Origin of the sequence: Halogeometricum sp. CBA1124, assembly GCF_009741955.1 — an archaeon.
GTDB classification, from domain to species: Archaea; Halobacteriota; Halobacteria; order Halobacteriales; family Haloferacaceae; genus Halogeometricum; species Halogeometricum rufum.
In genome coordinates this window covers 1-1,347 of sequence record NZ_WPCD01000364.1, presented here as the reverse complement: position 1 = coordinate 1,347, position 1,347 = coordinate 1, and the positions used below count along the sequence as shown (strand labels likewise).

1 protein-coding gene and 1 pseudogene are annotated in these 1,347 nt (G+C 68.7%); one reads left to right on the top strand and one right to left on the bottom strand.

Translation table 11 applies throughout. The features are described 5' to 3' along the window. Window positions 1–278 (bottom strand): annotated as a pseudogene (locus tag GJ632_RS24495) (TFIIB-type zinc ribbon-containing protein); the annotation flags it as partial. 131 nt (window positions 279–409) lie between these two features. Between GJ632_RS24495 and GJ632_RS21520 the strand changes: the two are divergent. After that, a partial coding sequence (locus GJ632_RS21520) for a lamin tail domain-containing protein (protein WP_191453983.1) occupies window positions 410–1,347 on the top strand: 938 nt, incomplete at its 3' end.

Sequence of the window (1,347 nt, the reverse complement as noted above, 5' to 3'; positions counted from 1 at the left end):
TCGATGGTCGTCGTCAGGCCGCGGTCGTGCATCGTCTCCGTGATGGGAGCGCCGACGCGGGACTTCGACTGGCGTTCGGAGTGGTTCGAACGCCCGCCACTCCGGCCCGCGGTCTATCTGGCGCTCGTCCAGCACCAAGCCGCAGTCATCACACACCAACTCCCCCTGGTCGCGTCCGTGATGATATTGGTGGACTCACACTCCGGGCACGCGACGCGCTCGTCGGCGTTCTGCTCCGATTCCTGCTCTCGCTGACGCTGGCGGCTCGGGCGTTCCATTATAAGGTTTGTGGTGAAGCGAGTATTTAAAGCTTTGCGAAAATTAGTTAGCTACGTGTCATCAATCGCGGGTAGTATCGGTCGGTACGGACGCCGGTTCGGTTATCCGGTCGTCGTTCGAACGAGGAGGTATGCGCGCGCGAACGGTCCTGTTCACAGTCGTTCTCCTCGTCCTCTCGGGTTGCGTCGGTGCCGCCCCGGCCGGGCCGCAGTCGACCGGTTCGGCGGGTGCGGCCACGGACGCCGCGGCGCCAACGGGGCCGAGCGTCCGGGTCATCGTGACCGAAGTCGTGGACGGCGACACGGTGAAGGTGAAGTACGCGAACGGGTCGCGCGACACCGTCCGTCTCCTGGGCGTCGACACGCCGGAGGTGTACGGGTCGAACACGCCGGGCGAGTTCGAGGGCGTCCCGGACACCGAGGCGGGGGCGGCCTGTCTCGACGCCGCGGGTGAGAACGCCTCCGCGTACGCGAGGCGGCACCTCGCCGGCGAAGAGGTCCGCCTCGTCTTCGACGAGACGGCGGACAGACGCGGCTACTACGACCGCCTCCTCGCGTACGTCCACGTCGACGGCGCGTCGTTCAACCTCGCCCTCGTCGAGGCCGGCCACGCCCGTCTGTACGAGAGTACATTTACCGAACGTGAACGGTACCGCGCGGCCGAGACGGACGCCCGCGCGGCGGGCCGCGGCCTCTGGGCGTGCGCGGAACGCGAGGCGGGTGAGGGTGCGACGGCCGACGGCGGAACGGTCGGTGCCGACACGGCCGACGACGGTTCCAGCGCGACCGACGCCCGGATAGCGGTCGTTCGGATCCACCCCGACGCCGCCGGCAACGACAACGAGAACCTGAACGACGAGTACGTCGTCTTCCGGAACGAGGGCGCGGAGACGGTGGACCTGTCGGGGTGGTCCGTCACCGACGCCGCCGGCAAGACGTACACCTTCCCGCCGGGCACGACGCTGGAACCGGGCGCGGAACTCACGCTCAGGACCGGCGCCGGGACGGACGGCGACGCGACGGTCTACTGGGGGCGTGGGTCTGCGGTGTGGAACAACGGCGGCGACAC